Source organism: Phytopseudomonas straminea (assembly GCF_900112645.1).
Taxonomy (GTDB): domain Bacteria; phylum Pseudomonadota; class Gammaproteobacteria; order Pseudomonadales; family Pseudomonadaceae; genus Aquipseudomonas; species Aquipseudomonas straminea.
Genome location: NZ_FOMO01000004.1, coordinates 477,794 through 495,163 on the forward strand (window position 1 = coordinate 477,794; position 17,370 = coordinate 495,163).

At 63.3% G+C, this 17,370-nt stretch carries 20 protein-coding genes; 7 read left to right on the top strand and 13 right to left on the bottom strand.

The window, feature by feature from the left end; all coding sequences use genetic code 11:
- Positions 1 to 84: 84 nt before the first annotated feature.
- On the top strand, positions 85 to 402 hold the full coding sequence (locus BM279_RS12735; protein WP_093504189.1) for a Rieske (2Fe-2S) protein: 318 nt from the start codon (positions 85 to 87) through the stop codon (positions 400 to 402).
- 97 nt (positions 403 to 499) lie between these two features.
- On the opposite strand, the gene sfsA is transcribed toward BM279_RS12735, so the two are convergent.
- Complete coding sequence (gene sfsA, locus BM279_RS12740) at positions 500 to 1,210, bottom strand: DNA/RNA nuclease SfsA (RefSeq protein ID WP_093504190.1); 711 nt, start codon at positions 1,208 to 1,210, stop codon at positions 500 to 502.
- Positions 1,200 to 2,381 carry a pyridoxal phosphate-dependent aminotransferase gene (locus BM279_RS12745; protein ID WP_093504191.1) on the bottom strand — a complete coding sequence of 394 codons (1,182 nt, stop codon included), beginning with the start codon at positions 2,379 to 2,381 and terminating at the stop codon, positions 1,200 to 1,202. Before BM279_RS12745 ends, sfsA begins: the two co-directional genes overlap by 11 nt.
- A 315-nt stretch (positions 2,382 to 2,696) precedes the next feature.
- On the opposite strand from BM279_RS12745, the gene dksA reads away from it, so the two are divergent.
- From dksA to BM279_RS12760, 3 genes are all read left to right on the top strand, one after another.
- Positions 2,697 to 3,140: an RNA polymerase-binding protein DksA gene (dksA, locus tag BM279_RS12750; RefSeq protein ID WP_013792734.1), complete on the top strand. Its 444-nt coding sequence runs from the start codon at positions 2,697 to 2,699 to the stop codon at positions 3,138 to 3,140.
- 64 nt (positions 3,141 to 3,204) lie between these two features.
- Positions 3,205 to 4,092, top strand: a complete 888-nt coding sequence (gluQRS, locus tag BM279_RS12755) for a tRNA glutamyl-Q(34) synthetase GluQRS (protein ID WP_093504192.1) — start codon at positions 3,205 to 3,207, stop codon at positions 4,090 to 4,092.
- Positions 4,093 to 4,144: 52 nt separating this feature from the next.
- On the top strand, positions 4,145 to 4,675 hold the full coding sequence (locus BM279_RS12760) for a hypothetical protein (protein WP_093504193.1): 531 nt from the start codon (positions 4,145 to 4,147) through the stop codon (positions 4,673 to 4,675).
- 49 nt (positions 4,676 to 4,724) lie between these two features.
- Here BM279_RS12760 and BM279_RS12765 read toward each other — a convergent pair whose 3' ends face one another.
- Positions 4,725 to 5,627: a lipase family alpha/beta hydrolase gene (locus BM279_RS12765; protein WP_093504194.1), complete on the bottom strand. Its 903-nt coding sequence runs from the start codon at positions 5,625 to 5,627 to the stop codon at positions 4,725 to 4,727.
- Between the two features lie 144 nt (positions 5,628 to 5,771).
- Between BM279_RS12765 and BM279_RS23680 the strand changes: the two genes are divergently transcribed.
- Together BM279_RS23680 and osmE are read left to right on the top strand one after the other, a co-directional pair.
- Positions 5,772 to 5,906 (top strand): hypothetical protein, encoded by a 135-nt coding sequence (locus tag BM279_RS23680; RefSeq protein WP_256662692.1) that lies wholly within the window; start codon positions 5,772 to 5,774, stop codon positions 5,904 to 5,906.
- A 105-nt stretch (positions 5,907 to 6,011) separates the two neighbouring features.
- Entirely contained in the window at positions 6,012 to 6,365 is a 354-nt protein-coding gene (gene osmE, locus BM279_RS12770; protein ID WP_013792739.1) for an osmotically-inducible lipoprotein OsmE, read from the top strand.
- 115 nt (positions 6,366 to 6,480) lie between these two features.
- On the opposite strand, the gene cysN is transcribed toward osmE, so the two are convergent.
- The 3 genes from cysN to BM279_RS12785 form a co-directional block, all read right to left on the bottom strand.
- Complete coding sequence (gene cysN, locus BM279_RS12775; RefSeq protein WP_093504195.1) at positions 6,481 to 8,370, bottom strand: sulfate adenylyltransferase subunit CysN; 1,890 nt, start codon at positions 8,368 to 8,370, stop codon at positions 6,481 to 6,483.
- Between the two features lie 12 nt (positions 8,371 to 8,382).
- Positions 8,383 to 9,300 carry a sulfate adenylyltransferase subunit CysD gene (gene cysD / locus BM279_RS12780; protein ID WP_074881383.1) on the bottom strand — a complete coding sequence of 306 codons (918 nt, stop codon included), beginning with the start codon at positions 9,298 to 9,300 and terminating at the stop codon, positions 8,383 to 8,385.
- Positions 9,301 to 9,444: 144 nt separating this feature from the next.
- Positions 9,445 to 10,203 carry a Nif3-like dinuclear metal center hexameric protein gene (locus BM279_RS12785; protein WP_093504196.1) on the bottom strand — a complete coding sequence of 253 codons (759 nt, stop codon included), beginning with the start codon at positions 10,201 to 10,203 and terminating at the stop codon, positions 9,445 to 9,447.
- Positions 10,204 to 10,312: 109 nt separating this feature from the next.
- Between BM279_RS12785 and algW the strand changes: the two genes are divergently transcribed.
- Positions 10,313 to 11,458, top strand: a complete 1,146-nt coding sequence (gene algW, locus BM279_RS12790; RefSeq protein WP_093504197.1) for a Do family serine endopeptidase AlgW — start codon at positions 10,313 to 10,315, stop codon at positions 11,456 to 11,458.
- Between the two features lie 62 nt (positions 11,459 to 11,520).
- Here algW and hisC read toward each other — a convergent pair whose 3' ends face one another.
- From hisC to BM279_RS12825, 7 genes are all read right to left on the bottom strand, one after another.
- Positions 11,521 to 12,573 (bottom strand): histidinol-phosphate transaminase, encoded by a 1,053-nt coding sequence (gene hisC, locus BM279_RS12795; RefSeq protein ID WP_093504198.1) that lies wholly within the window; start codon positions 12,571 to 12,573, stop codon positions 11,521 to 11,523.
- Between the two features lie 57 nt (positions 12,574 to 12,630).
- Positions 12,631 to 13,941, bottom strand: a complete 1,311-nt coding sequence (hisD, locus tag BM279_RS12800) for a histidinol dehydrogenase (protein ID WP_093504199.1) — start codon at positions 13,939 to 13,941, stop codon at positions 12,631 to 12,633.
- 130 nt (positions 13,942 to 14,071) lie between these two features.
- The gene (gene hisG / locus BM279_RS12805; RefSeq protein ID WP_093504200.1) at positions 14,072 to 14,707 is read right to left on the bottom strand and encodes an ATP phosphoribosyltransferase; all 636 of its coding nucleotides are present in this window, start codon (positions 14,705 to 14,707) and stop codon (positions 14,072 to 14,074) included.
- Positions 14,708 to 14,711: 4 nt separating this feature from the next.
- Positions 14,712 to 15,977 (bottom strand): UDP-N-acetylglucosamine 1-carboxyvinyltransferase, encoded by a 1,266-nt coding sequence (gene murA / locus BM279_RS12810; RefSeq protein WP_027903674.1) that lies wholly within the window; start codon positions 15,975 to 15,977, stop codon positions 14,712 to 14,714.
- A gap of 15 nt (positions 15,978 to 15,992) precedes the next feature.
- Entirely contained in the window at positions 15,993 to 16,232 is a 240-nt protein-coding gene (locus BM279_RS12815) for a BolA family protein (protein ID WP_013792748.1), read from the bottom strand.
- Positions 16,233 to 16,426: 194 nt separating this feature from the next.
- On the bottom strand, positions 16,427 to 16,735 hold the full coding sequence (locus BM279_RS12820) for an STAS domain-containing protein (protein WP_093504202.1): 309 nt from the start codon (positions 16,733 to 16,735) through the stop codon (positions 16,427 to 16,429).
- Positions 16,732 to 17,364, bottom strand: coding sequence for an MlaC/ttg2D family ABC transporter substrate-binding protein (locus BM279_RS12825; RefSeq protein WP_093504291.1), 633 nt, complete (start codon positions 17,362 to 17,364; stop codon positions 16,732 to 16,734). The genes BM279_RS12820 and BM279_RS12825 overlap by 4 nt, the downstream gene beginning before the upstream one ends.
- Positions 17,365 to 17,370: the final 6 nt, after the last annotated feature.

Consider the following 17,370-nt stretch of genomic DNA (forward strand, 5'->3'; position numbering starts at 1 on the left):
GCCAAAGCTCCTTGCATACGGACGCGCGCCCCTTCCATCCCCAGGCCGATGCGGGATAATCCCCGCCCTGGCCTGGAGAATTCGATGATCCGTCTATGCGCCCCCGATGAGCTGCCGGAAGCTCAGAGCCGGGGGTTTCGTGTTGAAGACATGCAGCTGTTCGCCGTGCGCAAGGGCGGCGAGGTGTTCGTGTACCGCAACCGTTGCCCGCACCGCGGCGTGCCGCTGGAATGGCAGGCCGACCAGTTTCTCGATCCCAGTGCCAGCCTGATCCAGTGCGCACGGCATGGCGCGCTGTTTCTGATCGAGTCCGGTGAGTGCGTGGCGGGGCCGTGCGAGGGGCAAGCGCTGCGGCCTATCGACAGCCGCGAAGATGGCGAGGGGATCTGGGTCGATCTGTAGCGCCAATAACCCTGGGTATCGCTTCGCTCAACCCCAGGCTACAGGAGCGACGCCGCCCCGTAGCCCGAGTCGAGCGCTGCGATACCCAGGAACGCACTCAACCCAGCAGCACATCCAGCCGTCGCATCACCTCGATCCCCTGAGGCGAAATATCCACCCCATAGGCCAGCACCTCGACGCCCGCCTGCACCGCCTCGCGCAGCGCAGCGGCGTAAGCCGGATCGATTTCCTCGGCTGGCCGCACAGCCTCGATGCCCGACAGGTTCACGCAATACAGCTGCACGGCGCGCACGCCGCTGCGCGCCAGGGCAGCCAGCTCGCGCAGGTGCTTGGCGCCGCGCTCGGTGCGCGCATCCGGGAAGGCAGCGACCCTGCTGTCGGAAAATCCCAGGGTCACGCTTTTCACTTCGACGAAGGCTACGCCGCCCGGATACTCGAGGCAGAAGTCGACCCGGCTGCGCTCCACGCCGTACGGCACCTCGCGGCGCAAGGCAGTGAAGCCGGCCAGCTCGGGGATTCGCCCGGCACGCAAGGCCTCTTCGACCAGCGCGTTGGCCCGCGCCGTATTGATGCAGGCCAGCCGACCATGGGGCGTTTCACCGACTTCCCAGGTGCCGGGCAGCTTGCGCTTGGGATCGTTGGAGCGGCTGAACCACACCCAACAGCCTTCGCTCATGCAGTTGAGCATCGAGCCGGTGTTCGGGCAGTGGATGGTCAGCAGTTCACCGCCAGCGGTTTCGATATCGGCGAGAAAGCGCTTGTAGCGGCGCAGCAACCGGGCCTCTTCGAGGGGCGGATCAAACTGCATGGGCTTGCCAGCTCTTCAGGCCACGGGCGATGCGCGCGACGGCTTCTTCGAGACGCGGCAGGCTCTGGGTGTAGGCGAAACGCACATGGTGGCCGGCCTGATGGCGACCGAAGTCCAATCCCGGCGTGAAGGCCACATGTTCGGTTTCCAGGAAGTGCTGACAGAAGGCATAGGCATCACCGCCAAAAGCGCTCACGTCGGCATACAGATAGAAGGCCCCCTCGGGCTCGACGGCGATGCCGAAGCCGAGCTCGCGCAACGCCGGCAGCAGAAAGTCGCGGCGCTCGGCAAAGGCGGCGCGGCGCTCCTCGAAGATGGCCATCGACTCCGGCTGGAAGCAGGCCAGCGCAGCATGCTGAGCCATGCTCGGCGCGCTGATGTAGAGGTTCTGCGCCAGTTTCTCCAGGTCCGCCACCGCCGCATCGGGCGCCACCAGCCAGCCCAGGCGCCAGCCGGTCATGCCGAAGTATTTGGAGAAGCTGTTGAGTACGAAGGCGTCGTTATCCACTTCCAGCACGCTGCTGGCGTCCACGCCGTAGGTCAGGCCGTGGTAGATCTCGTCGACCACCATATGCCCGCCACGGGCTTTCAGCGCTTGGGACAGGGCAGCGAGCTCGGCGGCGCTCAACAGCGTGCCGGTCGGGTTGGCCGGTGAGGCGAGCAAGGCGCCGACGCTGTCGTCATTCCAGTGCTCGGCAACCGTTCCCGGTGTGAGCTGATAACGCTGCTCGGGGCCGACCGGCACCAACTGCGCCGCCCCTTCGACCAGGCGCAGAAAATGCCGGTTGCAGGGGTAGCCCGGGTCGGCCAGCAGCCAGTGCTTGCCGGGGTCGACCAGCAGGCTCGCCGCCAGCAGCAGTGCACCGGAGCCGCCCGGCGTGATGAGAATGCGCTGGGGGTCTATGCTCAGCCGATAGCGTTGCGCGTAGAAGCCCGCAATCGCCTCACGCAATGCCGGCAAGCCGCGTGCGGCGGTGTAACGGGTATGGCCGGCAGCCAGCGCCGCCTGGCCAGCGGCCACGATGGGCGCGGCGGTGGTGAAATCCGGCTCGCCGATCTCCAGGTGAATGACGTCATGGCCCTCGGCCTGCAACTGGTTGGCGCGCGCCAGCAGGGCCATCACATGAAAGGGTTCGATCGCGCGGCTGCGGGCGCTGTAAGGCTGTGCCATGGGAATGCCCCGGGAAACGATAAAGGTGGAATTCTATCAGGGGCGCTCTGTCATACCGTGCCAACGCACCACTGAAATACGTGTTTACATTGCGATTGCAGGCTTTGGCATCCGCCATGGGGTGGCTCTTCAGGCTCACCACGAAGCCCAGGCAGGGCCGGCTGGAAACCAGACGCACAACCGCGACATCCGGGAGTGGCGCGGCTTGAGTCGATCTGGTAAGTTCGCCGGCTTGCAGTCGCAGGGCCGTTATTGTAAACGGCAACGGACACATTCCCTGCGCAGTGGATTAGAGAGAGTGAGAGGCGGTCATCCATGCCCACCAAAGCAAAAGCAACAAACGGCCAATTGATTCGTGGCTTCGAACCCTACAAGGAAACCAAGGGCGAGGAGTACATGAGCGAGGCGATGCGCGCCCACTTCACCAGTATCCTGAACAAATGGAAGCTGGAACTGATGCAGGAAGTCGACCGTACCGTGCACCACATGCAGGACGAAGCGGCCAACTTCCCGGATCCAGCCGACCGCGCCAGCCAGGAAGAGGAATTCAGCCTGGAACTGCGCGCCCGTGATCGCGAGCGCAAGCTGATCAAGAAGATCGACGAGACGCTGCAGCTGATCGAAGACGAAGACTACGGCTGGTGCGACTCCTGCGGTGTCGAGATCGGCATCCGTCGCCTGGAAGCGCGCCCTACCGCCACCCTGTGCATCGATTGCAAGACCCTGGCGGAAATCAAGGAAAAACAGGTCGGCTCCTGAGTCGATCCACAGACGGGGCGCTCAGGCGCCCCGTTTCGTTTCGCCCCCGCACAAACGCCCCGCCATGCATAAACCCGCCTATATCGGTCGCTTCGCGCCCACGCCCAGTGGCTACCTGCACTTCGGCTCACTGGTCGCCGCCCTTGCCTCCTATCTCGATGCCCGCTCCGTCGGCGGCCGCTGGCTGCTGCGCATGGAAGACCTCGACCCGCCCCGAGAAGTGCCTGGTGCCCAGGCCGCCATCCTGCAGACCCTGGAGCGCTATGGCCTGCACTGGGACGGCGAGCTGGTGCGCCAGAGCGATCGCCACGGCGAATACGAAGCGCTGGTGCAGCGCCTGTTCGACCAGGGCCTGGCCTACGCCTGCACCTGTTCGCGCAAGCAGCTCGAAGGCTGCGGTGGCATTTACCCGGGCCATTGCCGCAACGCCGGGCACGCCTGCCATGACGCGGCCATCCGCCTGCGCGTGCCCGAGCTGACCTACCGTTTCACCGATCGCGTGCAGGGCGAATACAGCCAGCACCTGGGCCGCGAGGTCGGCGACTTCGTGATCCGTCGCCGCGACGGCCTGTACGCCTACCAGCTCGCCGTGGTGCTGGACGATGCCTGGCAGGGCATCAACAGCGTGGTACGCGGCGCCGACCTGCTCGACTCCACGCCGCGCCAGCTCTACCTGCAGGAGCTGCTCGGCTTATCCCAGCCGCGTTATCTGCATGTGCCGCTGATCATCCAGCCCGACGGCCACAAGCTCGGCAAGTCCTACCGCTCGCCGCCCCTGCCCGGCGACCAGGCCACGCCTTTGCTGATCCGCGCATTACGTGCCCTGGGTCAGCCCGCGCCCGACGAGTTGGTCGATACCAGCGTCGAAGAGCTGCTGCAGTGGAGCGCCAGGCATTGGGACGCCAGCCTCATTCCCCGTACCCGCAACCTCGCGGAAAGCCAGTTGCGCTGAACGCCGCTAACGGTCAGCCTTGCCCACCCAACGTCATCATCAGGAAATCGCCATGCGCGCCCAGTTCGAAGAACTCATCGGCAAAATCAGCTCGGGCTGCCTGCCGCAGGATGAAATCACCCGCATTGCCGACGAGGCCGCCCAGGCCTACGCAGACCCGGCCGCTTTCCTGGCGGCCAATCCGGACATCAATTACGACGACAGTTTTCCCATTCCCCTGGGCGAGTGGATGGTGGTCGGCAACCTGCCAGAGACCGTGCTGTTCCAGGCCGACAGCTATGAAGACCTGTTCAGCCAGATCACCGAGTCGTTCGGGCCCGAGGTGAGCTTCGTACTGGCCGCCAAGCAGTTGAAGAAGGTCGAACCGCTCAAGGCCCTGAACCGCATCCAGGTGCAGCTCGGCAGCCTGTCGAAGGAAACCCAGGGCTACACGCTGGTCGACTTCAGCGAACCGCTGGATGACGAGCTGCAGGCGGTGCTGGTTTACACCACCGACCTGCCACGAGTGCTGGAGCTGGCGGTCGAGATCGGCATTTACGCGGCGCCGGCTTACGAAGCGCTGAAGGCTGCTCGGGCGCAATAAATACTGCTGGCACCTGAGTGTCGCTTCGCTCGACCCAGGCTACGTCACTTTAAAGCCCCGCGTCGTGCAGCCGACGCAGGTGCTCGATATACAGGCCGACCGGATCGACACCCTCGCCGACCCGGCCGAAGTGCTGGTTGACGATATCCAGGTGATCGAGCGGGTAATCGTCGCGGATCACCTTGCCCAGATGCGAACTGACCCGCCCGACCATGCCGTCGCATTGACCGGCCTCGCGCACGAAGGTGCGGGCGAAACGCCGACAGAACCAGTTCGACGGATCACGTCGGTTGCCACCCTGGTCGGTGATGCCCGGCTGCAGGGTGCCGGACCAGGAGTAATAGCGCACGCCATTGACCTCCTCGGGCCCGTCTTCGCCCCAAGCCGAGGGCAAACCCTGCGGGTACTGGTGGTTGAAAATGCCCACGCCCTCGGTGGTCAGCGAGCGGTGGGCGGCGGTGGCGTTGATCGGCAGGCTCGCCCCGCGTAGCCCGCCGTCGAGCAGGGTAAATAGCCGCGCCAGCATATGGGTGCTGGTGCGCATCAGCAGGCTGCGCAGGCTTTTCGAGGCGTACTTGCGTTCTAGGTGATCGGCCAGCTCGGAACCCTGGTTGGGCCCGGCCACGGAGGTTACCGAGGCGACCCATTCCGGGCGGTGGGCGGCGGCGTACCGGCACACCAGTGCGCCCTGGCTATGGCCGATCAGGTGCACCTTCTGCGCGCCGCTGCGCCGCCGCGCCTCGGCAATCTGCAGCAGCAGCTGTTCACCACGCAGTTCGGTGGCATGCACCGGCGACAGACGCGCCGGGTATACCTCAACACCCTGATTGCGCAGCGCAGTGGTGATGCCATACCAGTAGTCCATCCCGCACAGTTTTACGAAGCCCAGCATGCCGGGCACCAGCACCAGTGGATACCGGGGAACTGCGCGATGACCCTTTTCAGCTTCCATTGGAGCGTTACCTCGTGAGCGACTGGTCACGTGCAACGCGCATCATGACAGTCGATGGCCACTATCGAGCCGTTCGACTTCATCCAAGACTGCCTCGCCCCTAGCATGGTTCCGTGAAACACCGAATGCGAAACGAGGTACACCATGAAAGCCCTGACAATTACCCTGCTGCTGAGCCTGCTCAGCACCCAGGTGATGGCCCTCCCAAGCCGCAACCCGTCGCCGATCCTTGGTGAAGCCGTAGACAGCACCCAGCTGCAGATGCCGACCGAGCAGTGAGGCGCCCACCGCAAGGCCTGTGCGAAGGCACCTGATTTAAGCCGAACTTAATTCCCTGGCCCAGGCTCAGAAAAATGGTCTGGTTCATCACAAGGGAAATTAACCATGTTCAAGCAAAGCCTGGGTGCCGCCTGCGTACTGGCCGTTCTGACCGGTTGTGCCGGCAAGCCGGAAAATCCGGTCGACCACTTCACCTTCCGCAACGAACCGCTGGTCAAGCAGGTCGAGAAGGATATGAGCAAGTCCACCGTTCTCGAACTGGGCGGCCCACCTTCCACGGAAATCAACCGCACCGTCGCGCCGGGCACCTGCAACAACTACATCCTCAACAAGGATGGCAAGCAGCAGCCCTACTACGTCGCGTTCAACTCGGCTGACCGCGTGGAAAGCAAGGGCTTCCTGACCTGCGAACAGATGGAGATCAACGAGCGCGAGCGCGCCCGTGGTCACGGCATCTGATTGCTGACGCTGAAATTAAAAATGCCCGCCTCGTGAGAGAGCGGGCATTTTTTATGTCCAGCAAAACCTGCCTCTAACGCAGCTGCGCCGAAGCGCAGCTGACCATAAGCAGGTTTTAGATGGCGCCGCGGGCACGCAGTACGGCTAGCACCTGCTTGACGCCGTCCTCCACCGACACGCTTTGGGTGTCGATAACCAGGTCGGCATTGAGCGGTACATCGTACGGGAAGGACTCGCCCGGGATGTTGTCGCCACCGGCCGCGTACAGCCCCTGCGGATCGCGCTCGGCGCACACCTGCGGCGAAGCCTGTACGTAGACGGTGACCAGTCGCTCGGCGCCGATCAGCGCCCTGGCCTGCTCGCGGCCTTCGGCATCCGGCGCCACGAACGCAGCGAGAGCAATCAGCCCTGCTTCGTTGAACTGACGCGCCACATGGGCGGCACGACGCCAGTTCTCGGCACGGCCGGCACGATCCTGCGGCAGCCCTTTGTTCAGGTCATGGCGCAGGTTCTGGCCGTCGAGCACGTACACCGCACGCCCCATGTCGAACAGCTTGCGCTCCAGGGCATAGGCCAGGGTGCTCTTGCCAGCGCCGGACAGACCACTGAACAGCACGGTGGCCGGCTGCTGGCCGAGGCGCGCAGCACGTTCCTCGGTAGACACGTGGCCGCTGTCGGCATGGTGCGCACCACTGCTGGCATCGGCGATGATCATGCCGGCGCCTACGGTGCCGTTGGTCAGGCGATCAATGACGATGAACGCACCGGTGGTGCGGTTGTGCTCGTAGCCGTCGAGCGCAATCGGGGCATCCAGGGCGATTTTGACCTTGCCGATCTCGTTGAGCTGGAGGCTGCTCGCCGCCCCCTGCTCCAGAGTGTTCACGTCGACCCGGTGGGTGATGCTGGCGATCGAGCCCGGCACATAACTGGTAGCACGCTTGATGTCGTATTTCTTGCCCGGCAGCATCGGCTCTTCGGCCATCCACACCAGCATGGCGTCAAAGCTGTCGGTCACCTGCGGACGGTTGTCGGCATGCACCAGCATGTCGCCGCGCGACACGTCGATCTCGTCTTCCAGGGTCAGGGTAATCGCCTGGCCCGGGCCGGCCTGCTCCAGCTCACCTTCGAAGGTGACAATGGACTTCACCCGGCTGCCCTTGCCCGACGGCAGCGCGATGACTTCATCGCCCTTGCGCACGATGCCGCTGGCCAGGGTGCCGGCGAAACCGCGGAAATTGAGGTTCGGGCGGTTGACGTACTGCACCGGTAAGCGCAGGTCGTCGAAGTTGCGATCGCCCGCCACTTCCACGCTCTCAAGAATTTCCATCAGCGACTGGCCGGTGTACCAGGGCGAGCGCTCGGACTTGTTGACCACGTTGTCGCCCTTGAGCGCCGACATGGGTACAAACTCCAGGGTGGTCGGGCGCAGGTCGATCTTCTCGGCAAAGGCCAGGTAATCGGCCTTGATCTGCTCGAACACGCCCTGGTCGAAGTCCTTGAGGTCCATCTTGTTGACGGCGACGACGATGTGCTTGATGCCCAGCAAAGACGCGATAAAGCTGTGCCGTTTGGTCTGGGTCTGCACGCCGTAACGGGCGTCGATCAGGATGATGGCCAGGTCGCAGGTCGAAGCGCCGGTGGCCATGTTGCGCGTGTACTGCTCATGGCCGGGGGTGTCGGCGATGATGAACTTGCGCTTGGCGGTTGAGAAATAGCGGTAGGCGACATCGATGGTGATGCCCTGCTCGCGCTCGGCCTGCAGGCCGTCGACCAGCAGCGCCAGGTCGACCTCCTCACCAGTGGTGCCGCTCTTCTTCGAATCGCGGGTGATGGCTTCCAGGTGATCTTCGTAGATCATCTTGGAGTCGTGCAGCAGGCGCCCGATCAGGGTGCTCTTGCCGTCATCGACGTTACCGCAGGTGAGGAAGCGCAGCAGTTCCTTGCGCTCGTGCTGAGCCAGGTAGGCGTGAATGTCCTGGCTGATCAAATCGGATTGGTGACTCATGGTGCGTGATCCTCAGAAATAGCCCTGACGTTTCTTTTCTTCCATCGAGCCGGCGGCGTCGTGATCGATCACGCGGCCCTGGCGCTCGGAAGTCCGGGTCAGGAGCATTTCCTGGATGATGTCGGTCAGGCTTTCGGCCTCGGACTCCACCGCGCCGGTCAGCGGGTAGCAGCCCAGGGTGCGGAAACGCACCTTCTTCTTCTGGATGCGTGCCTTCTCCTCGTCGCTCAGGTGCTCGAGGATACGCTCGTCATCGATCATGATCAGCGTGCCGTTCTTCTCGATCACTTCACGCTCGGCGGCGAAGTACAGCGGCACGATCGGGATCTGTTCCAGATAGATGTACTGCCAGATATCCAGCTCGGTCCAGTTGGAGAGCGGGAACACGCGGATCGACTCGCCCTTCTTGACGTTGCCGTTGTACACGTTCCACAGCTCGGGGCGCTGGTTCTTCGGGTCCCAGCGGTGCTTGCTGTCGCGGAACGAGTAGACACGCTCCTTGGCACGGGACTTCTCTTCGTCGCGGCGTGCCCCACCGAAGGCGGCGTCGAAGCCGTACTTGTCCAGCGCCTGCTTGAGGCCCTCGGTCTTCATCACATCGGTGTGCTTGGCACTGCCGTAGGTGAAGGGGTTCATGTCCTGCGCCACACCGTCGGGATTGATGTGGGTGATCAGGTCCAGACCCATCTCGCTGACCATCTTGTCGCGGAAGCGATACATCTCCTGGAATTTCCAGCGCGTATCGACGTGCATCACCGGAAACGGCAGCTTGCCGGGAAAGAACGCCTTGCGCGCTAGATGCAGCATCACGGCGGAATCCTTGCCGATGGAATAGAGCATCACCGGGTTGTCGAATTCGGCGGCCACTTCACGAATGATGTGGATACTTTCCGCCTCGAGCTGTTTCAAGTGCGTCAGTTTGTCGAGCATGGCTACTCACGAGGTCACGGTATTTATTCAGGCCAAACGGGCCTTGGACGAGCGCGCACTCTAGCACAGCACCTACTTCTAATCAGGGCGCCGCTTAGATCGAAACGCTCTAGCTTTATGCCTGGGAATTTGGACGTCTGGTACTCAAATTGGATTCGGGCAATCGATAAACAGGTGCTCGATGGCGAAGCGTCGGCTAAGGTATTCGCCCAGCGCCTGCACGCCGTAGCGCTCGGTGGCGTGGTGGCCGGCGGCGATGAAGCTGACACCGTTTTCCCGGGCGCTGTGGTAGGTCTGCTCCGAAGCTTCCCCGGTGAGGTACAGGTCGACGCCAGCAGCGATGGCCTGGTCGATATAGCCCTGGCCGCCGCCGGTACACCAGCCGATACGGCTGACCATTCGGTCTTCCTCCACCAGCAGTGGTTCGCGGCCCAGCACTTCGTGCACACGGCGAGCGAAGTCGCGGGCGCTCATTGGCTGCGTCAGCGAGCCGACCAGGCCAACGGTGCGAGGATTGTCGGGCTCCAGCGGCCCCTCTACGGTGATATCGAGCTGCCGCGCCAGCTGCACGTTGTTGCCGACGTCCGGGTGCACGTCCAATGGCAGGTGATAGGCCAGCAAGCTGATGTCATTGGCCAGCAGGGTTTTCAGACGGCGCTGCTTCATGCCGGTGATGCAGGGATTCTCACCCTTCCAGAAGTACCCGTGGTGAACCAGCAGCACATCGGCGCGCGCCTCGACGGCAGCCTCGATCATCGCCAGGCTGGCGGTCACGCCGCTGACGATGCGCTGCACCTGCGGCCGCCCCTCGACCTGCAGGCCATTGGGGCAATAATCGCTGATGCGCGAGGCGCCAAGGCAGCGTTCGGCTTCCTCCACCAGAGTGGTCAGGGCAATGGCCATACAGAATTCCTCACGAACGGTTGTGAACCGCTGCTTTCTTGGCACGGTTCTCTATAATGGCGCACCTTAAGGGCCCGCTAGGGGCCTCGCAACTCTCAGGACTGGATCGATGCTCAAGGCCCTGCGTTTCTTCGGCTGGCCACTACTGGTTGGCGTTCTGGTGTCGCTGCTGATCATGCAGCAGTACCCGCAGCTGGTCGGTTTGCCCATGCATGACGTGCAGCTGCGTCAGGCGCCGATCTACACGCGCTTCGAGGAGGGCCCTGCCTCCTACGCCACCGCCGTCAGTGTCGCCTCGCCCGCGGTGGCCAACCTGTACACCACCAAGTACGTGGGCAAATCCAACCACCCGCTGCTCGATGACCCGCAGTTCCGCAAGTTCTATGGCGAGAATCTGCCCGGCCAGCGCCGCATGGAATCCAGCCTCGGCTCGGCGGTGATCATGAGCCCGGAAGGCTACCTGCTGACCAATAACCACGTGACCGCCAACGCCGACCAGATCGTGGTGGCCCTCAAGGATGGCCGCGAGACTCTGGCTCGGGTGATCGGCAGTGACCCGGAGACCGATCTGGCGGTACTGAAGATCGATCTCAAGGATCTACCGGCCATCACCCTCGGCCGCTCCGACAACATCCGCATCGGCGACGTCACCCTGGCCATCGGCAACCCCTTCGGCGTCGGCCAGACCGTGACCATGGGCATCATCAGCGCCACCGGCCGCAACCAGCTGGGCCTCAACACCTACGAAGACTTCATCCAGACCGACGCGGCGATCAACCCGGGCAACTCCGGCGGCGCCCTGGTCGACGCCTACGGCAATCTGGTGGGCATCAACACGGCGATCTTCTCCAAGTCCGGCGGTTCTCAGGGCATCGGCTTCGCCATCCCGGTCAAGTTGGCGATGGATGTCATGCAGGCAATCATCGAGCACGGCAAGGTGATTCGCGGCTGGCTGGGCCTGGAAGTGCAGCCGCTGACCCCGGAACTGGCCGAGTCTTTCGGGCTTGAAGGCCGCAAGGGCATCATCGTTGCCGGCATCTACCGCAACGGCCCGGCGCAGAAGGCTGGCCTGCAGCCAAACGACCTGATCCTCAAGATTGACGGCGAACCAGCCGGCGACGCCCGCCGTTCGATGAACCAGGTGGCACGCGCCAAGCCCGGCGAGACCATCCGCATCGAAGTGATGCGCAACGGCAAACCGCTGGAGCTAAAGGCCGAGGTCGGCATCCGCCCACCGGTGGCCACCAGCAACTAACAACTGCCGCCGATATAAAAAAGCCAGGGCTCAGGCCCTGGCTTTTTCATTGCAGCTATCGCTCAGAGCGCCGCGAGTGCGTCCAACAGCGCCTGGTTCTGCTCCGGCGAGCCGATGCTAATGCGCAGGAACTGGGCGATTCGCTCCTGCTTGAAGTGGCGCACGATCACGCCCTGTTCACGCAGCGAGGCGGCGATACCGGCCGCGTCACGCTGTGGATGGCGGGCGAAGATGAAGTTGGCAGCCGAAGGCAGCACCTCGAAGCCCAGAGCCTGCAAACCGGCAACGACCTGCTCGCGACTTTCGATCACCGCAGCGCAGGTCTGCTCGAAATAGGCACGATCCTCGAACGCGGCCGCGGCGCCAGCAATGGCGATGCGATCCAGTGGGTAGGAGTTGAAGCTGTTCTTGATCCGCTCCAAGGCCTCGATCAAATCCTCTTGACCCACCGCTAGGCCGACACGCAGACCGGCCAGCGAGCGCGACTTGGACAATGTCTGGGTGACCAGCAGGTTGGGGTACTTGCTCACCAGGCTGATTGCCGACTCACCGCCGAAGTCGATATAGGCCTCGTCCACCAGCACCACGCTGTCAGGGTTGGCTTGCAGCAGACGCTCCACCGCCTCAAGCGCCAGCAGGCAACCGGTCGGCGCATTGGGATTGGGGAAAATGATGCCGCCGTTGGGCCGCGCATAGTCCTCGACGCGAATCTGGAATTGCTCGTCCAGAGCGATCGGCTCGGCCTGGATGCCGTACAGCCCGCAATAGACCGGATAAAAGCTGTAGCTGATATCCGGGAACAACAGCGGCTTGCCGTGCTGGAACAGGCCGTGGAAGGCATGGGCCAGGACTTCGTCCGACCCGTTACCGACGAATACCTGGCTGGTCGGCACACCGTAATAAGTAGCGACAGCCTGCTTGAGGCGATCGCCATTGGGGTCGGGATACAGGCGCAGGTCGTCGTTGAGCTCCGCCTGCATGGCGGCGATGGCCTTTGGCGACGGACCGTAAGGGTTCTCGTTGGTGTTGAGCTTGACCAGCTTGGTCAGCTTCGGCTGTTCACCTGGCACATAGGGCACCAGGCTCTTGACGAAGGGGCTCCAGAATTTGCTCATCTGCCCTTCTCTCCTCGAATTCGATGGTGATCGTGGCGCGGATACCCGCGCCGGCTGTCAATTCTTGATGCGATATTCGGCGCTGCGCGCGTGGGCGGTCAGCGACTCGCCGCGGGCCAGCACCGAGGCGATCTTGCCAAGCTCGGAGGCACCGGCGGCCGAGCAATGGATGATCGACGAGCGCTTTTGGAAGTCGTATACGCCCAGTGGAGAGGAGAAGCGCGCGGTGCCCGAGGTCGGCAATACGTGGTTGGGGCCAGCGCAGTAATCGCCCAGCGCCTCGGCGGTGTAGCGGCCCATGAAGATCGCGCCGGCATGGCGAATCTGCGGCAGGTACTGCTCCGGGTTCTCCACCGACAGCTCCAGGTGCTCGGGGGCGATGCGGTTGGCCACTTCGATGGCCTGGGTCATGTCCTCGACCAGAATCAGCGCACCGCGACCTTCGATGGAGGTGCGGGCAATGGTCTCGCGCTCCAGGCTCGGCAGCAGCTTGGCGATGCTTGCGGCGACCTTGTCGAGGAAGGCGGCGTCCGGGCTGACCAGAATCGCCTGGGCATCCTCGTCGTGCTCGGCCTGGGAGAACAGATCCATGGCGATCCAGTCCGGGTCGGTCTGGCCGTCACACACCACGAGGATCTCCGACGGCCCGGCGATCATGTCGATACCGACCTTGCCAAACACATGGCGCTTGGCGGTGGCCACGTAGATATTTCCCGGCCCGACGATCTTGTCCACCGGCGGCACGCTCTCGGTTCCGTAGGCCAGCGCGGCGACAGCCTGGGCACCACCGATGGTGAACACCCGGTCGACGCTGGCAATGGCGGCGGCGGCCAATACGATCTCGTTGATCTCGCCACGCGGCGTCGGAACCACCATGACCACCTCAGGCACGCCGGCGACCTTGGCGGGAATGGCATTCATCAATACCGAGGATGGGTACGAAGCCTTGCCGCCAGGCACGTACAGGCCGGCACGATCGAGCGGCGTGACCTTCTGCCCCAGCACCGTGCCATCGGCCTCGGTGTAGGCCCAGGAATCCTGCTTCTGCTTTTCGTGGTAGCTGCGCACCCGGGCGGCGGCAGTTTCCAGCGCCTGGCGCTGCTCGGCGGTGATGCGGGTGAGCGCCAGTTCCAGACGCTCGCGCGGCAGGATCAGGTCGGCCATCGAGGCCACGTCGAGCGCATCGAAACGCTGAGTGAACTCGACCACGGCGGCGTCACCGCGCTCGCGCACGGCCTTGATGATATCCAGCACGCGCCCATTGACGCCGTCGTCGGAGACGCTTTCCCAGCTCAGCAGATGATCCAGATGCTGGGCGAAATCCGCGTCGGCAGCGTTGAGTCGGCGAATGGCAACTGGAGCGGTCATAGCTGAAGCCTCATCTGGATGGCGGTATTCTCAGGCGCCGCTAGAGTAGCAAGCCCACCGTGCGGGCACCTGAGAATTTGGCTATGACACGGATAGGCAGTGCGTGGCGGCTAGGCCACGCGAGAGAAGGTCAATGCGGATGATGGCTCTCGACCGCTTCACGCAGCGTGTCGATAAGGGCCTGCAGGCGGCCGTGCTGCATTTTCATGGAGGCCTTGTTGACGATCAGTCGCGAGCTGATGTGAGCGATCAGCTCCTGGGCTTCCAGGCCGTTGGCCTTGAGGGTATTGCCGGTGTCGACCACGTCGATGATCTTGTCGGCCAGGCCTACCAGCGGCGCCAGCTCCATGGAGCCGTACAGCTTGATGATGTCGACCTGACGGCCCTGCTCGGCATAGTAGCGCTTGGCGACGTTGACGAACTTGGTGGCCACACGCAGGCGGCCCTTTGGCTCGGGCGCGCCTACGGCACCGGCGGTCATCAGCTTGCAGCGGGCGATACGCAGGTCCAGCGGCTCGTAGAGCCCCTGGCCGCCGTACTCGAGCAGCACGTCCTTGCCAGCTACGCCGAGGTCGGCGGCGCCGTGTTCGACGTAGGTCGGCACATCGGTGGCACGCACGATCAGCAGGCGCACATCGTCCTGGGTGGTGGAGATGATCAGCTTGCGGCTCTTGTCCGGATTCTCGGTCGGCACGATGCCTGCAGCCGCGAGCAGCGGCAGGGTGTCATCGAGAATACGGCCTTTGGACAGGGCAATGGTCAGCATGTGGTCAGCCCGGCACGCGGCGAATCTTCGCCCCCAGCAATTGCAGTTTTTCCTCGATGCATTCGTAACCACGGTCGATGTGGTAGATGCGATCGATTACGGTGTCGCCCTGGGCGACCAGCGCGGCGATGACCAGGCTTGCCGAAGCACGCAAGTCGGTGGCCATCACCGGAGCACCCTTGAGCTGCGGCGCGCCGGTGACGATGGCCGTGTTGCCCTCGACCTGGATATGCGCGCCCATGCGGCTCATTTCGTATACATGCATGAAGCGGTTTTCGAAGATGGTTTCGATGACCGTGCCAGTACCTTCGGCAATGGCGTTGAGGGCGATGAACTGCGCCTGCATGTCGGTCGGGAAAGCCGGGTACGGTGCGGTACGCAGGCTCACGGCCTTCGGACGCTTGCCCTTCATGTCCAGCTCGATCCAGTCGGCGCCGGTAGTGATCTCGGCACCTGCTTCCTGCAGCTTGGCCAGGACGGCTTCCAGCGTGCTCGGATCGGCGTCCTTGACCTTGACGCGGCCACCGGTGGCGGCAGCGGCAACCAGGTAGGTGCCGGTTTCGATACGGTCGGGCATCACGTTGAAACGTGCGCCATGCAGGCGCTCGACACCATCGATGGTGATGGTGTCGGTACCGGCGCCCTGAATCTTGGCGCCCATGGCGATCAGGCAGTTGGCCAGATCCACCACTTCCGGTTCACGCGCGGCGTTTTCCAGAACGGTGCGGCCCTTGGCCAGGGTGGCGGCCATCAGGATGTTCTCGGTGCCGGTCACGCTGACCATGTCGAAGAAGAAGTGCGCACCGCGCAGGCCGCCTTCGGGCGCCTTGGCCTTGATATAGCCGCCTTCGACGTCGATGATCGCGCCCATGGCTTCGAGGCCACGGATGTGCAGGTCGACCGGACGCGAACCAATGGCGCAACCACCCGGCAGCGCCACCTCGGCCTCACCGAAACGCGCGACCATGGGGCCGAGCACCAGGATCGAGGCGCGCATGGTTTTCACCAGCTCGTAAGGCGCGACCAGGGTCTTCATGGTGCGCGCGTCGACTTCGACGCTGAGTTTCTCATCGATGATCGGCTCGATGCCCATGCGGCCGAACAGCTCGATCATCGTGGTGATGTCGTGCAGGTGCGGCAGGTTGCAGATGGTCACCGGCGCGTCACCCAGCAGGGTGGCAGCGAGGATCGGCAGTGCGGAGTTCTTCGCACCGGAAATGCGGATTTCGCCGTCGAGACGGACGCCGCCGGTAATGCTCAATTTATCCATAGCTAATTCGTCGTCTCAGGAACGCGCGGCCCAGTCGGCACGGCTGAAGAATTTCATGCTCACGGCGTGGATGCTGCCATCGGCGATCCACGGGTTGAGGTGAGCGTAGATCTGTTGCTGACGCTTGACCGGGCTGAGGCCGGCCAACTCGTCGCTGATCAGGTTGAGCTGGAAATTGCAGCCTTCGCCCTCGACCTCTACCTGGACATCCGGCAGTTTGGTCTCCAAGAAACTTTTTACCTCAAGGGCCTGCATGCTCAACCTCGATCAACGTGTTCAATAGGCATGGACGTCGCCAGGCGACATCTGTGTAAAGCGTGAGCCGGTACCCAGGCAGCCGGTGATCATTGGCCTGGAGGCATGGGGCCGGCATCATACCAAAAAATTGCCAGCGGCGATTTACCGCTGCAGTTCGACTTCACAGGCTAAGACAAGTGCCCGATGGCTGCTCAGGCGGGAACCGGCAGTACGTGCTGCAACTCGCAGACCTTGGCGATGCCACTCATGTCCTGAGGCAGCCCGCGTACGCTCAGCTGCTTGCCGGCCGCGCGCGCATCACGCATGTAGCAGAGCAGCAGTGAAAGGCCGACGCTACTGGATTTCTCCACCGCCGAGCAATCGATCACGCACTCGGGGCCCTGCAGGTTACGAATCAGCCGCCCGCCCTGCTCGCGCAAGGCCGGGCCGCTCTGATAATCGAGTACGCCACTGAGGGCGAGCACGCCCGGCGCCTGCTCGATGATGGCTGCCGAACTCACTGCGCACCCCGGGCCTGGCGGGCCCTGGCGACGGTGTCGGCCCAGCTGTCGATGACCTTGTCGAGGTCATTGCGATTGTTCTGCATCGATTGTGCGAACTGGTCACGGAACAGCTTGCCGACGTTGATGCCGTTGATCACCACATTACGCAGCTTCCAGGTGCCGTCCATCGCGACCATGGTGTACGACAGCGGGTATACGGTGCCCTTGCCGTCACGGATTTCCATGTTCACCGAGGTGCGTTGCGGGTCCTGCTTGCCGGAAGCGGGAATCACGCGAATGTCCTGATTGTTATATTCCAGCAGCGCGTTGCCATAGAACTGCATCAGGCTGCGCTTGAAGTTTTCCTGGAAACGGGTCATCTGCTCGGGCGTGGCTTCACGGGAATAACGCACGGTCATCACACTGCGCGCAACACCGTCGACATCCACCACAGGGCCGAGAATCTCGTTGAGCGACTTGTAGAAAGCGTCCGGGTTCTTGCGGTATTCGTCCTTGTTGGCTTTCAGATCTGCCAGCAGGGTGTCAGTGGTTTTCTGTACCACTTCGTGGGCGGCAGGCGCGGCCATGGCCAGCAAAGGCAGAGCGGCCAGCATTGCGACGAGGCTGTTGCGCAGGGTCTTGATCATCATCGG